Here is a 934-nt window from a genome sequence, read left to right as displayed (position 1 = left end):
CTAGGCTGTGTTCTCAAAATGCTGGTTTTCTGTCCACCAATAGTTCCCGTAAGTAATGAAGGCAGAAAGCCAGCTTGATAAAAGCAGCAAAACTTCCCGCTAGCTTTTCATATCTCGTTGATAATCGACGAAACTTCTTCAGCCATCCGAAGCATCGTTCGACCACGTTTCGCCTGCGATAACGAGCTTTGTCTAATACCAGTGGACGTCCCTTATGGTACCGCTGCTGGTCGCTACGCTGCGGGATGACCGCTTTTATCCTTCTGCGCCGGAGTTCTGCCCGCAAAGCCCTGCTGCTATAGGCCTTATCTGCGGCAAGATGCGCTGGTCGCGTGCGATAACGGCCTGATGAGGTCGGTATCCTTACCATGGCCAACGCACTTGTCGCATATCTGATTTCCGCTGATTGCCCCGGTGAAAGGCAGAACCCCAGCGGTAAACCATTACCATCAGTGACCAAGTGAATTTTGCTGCCAAAACCGCCACGCGAGCGGCCAAGCGCTTGATTCACAGAAGTGTTTTTTTACGCGCTCCGGCAGCATCTTTGGATGCCCTGACATTGGAGCCGTCAATGCACCACAGGTCGAAGTCGATAAGTCCTTCTTCATTGAGATGCAGTTGCAGCGCTTCAAGGATGGCATCAATGCGACCTGTACTTTGCCAACGTCGAAAAGTGTTGTAGACCGAACTCCATGGGCCGAAACGTTCTGGCAGATCTCGCCAAGGTGCACCGGTGTGGAGTATCCAGAGAATGCCATTGAGCACCTGGCGTGGCTCGCGAGTAGGACGTCCGCTTATGTGGTGGTATGGGAAAAGGGGCTCGATAAGCCTCCATTGTGCATCGGTCAACTGGTAACGACGGGACACTGCGTAGGTCTTAAGCTATTGAGAGGATTTGAGATTATATCTTCATCACTTTAAGAACACAGCCTAG

General features: G+C 51.6%; 1 protein-coding gene. It reads right to left on the bottom strand.

Going from position 1 to position 934, the window contains the following annotated elements:
- Positions 1 to 13: 13 nt before the first annotated feature.
- Positions 14 to 867, bottom strand: a protein-coding gene (locus OKB77_RS23960) for an IS5 family transposase (RefSeq protein WP_227340631.1) whose coding sequence is annotated in 2 segments (ribosomal slippage) — positions 14 to 525 and positions 525 to 867 — 855 coding nt in all. Because the reading frame shifts where the segments join, the coding sequence is not laid out codon by codon here.
- Positions 868 to 934 lie beyond the last annotated feature (67 nt).

The organism is Aeromonas sp. Y318-3, assembly GCF_027706185.1.
Taxonomy (GTDB): Bacteria; Pseudomonadota; Gammaproteobacteria; order Enterobacterales; family Aeromonadaceae; genus Aeromonas; species Aeromonas veronii.
The sequence above is the reverse complement of the archived record's forward strand: the minus strand, read 5'-3'. Positions and strand labels throughout refer to the sequence as shown.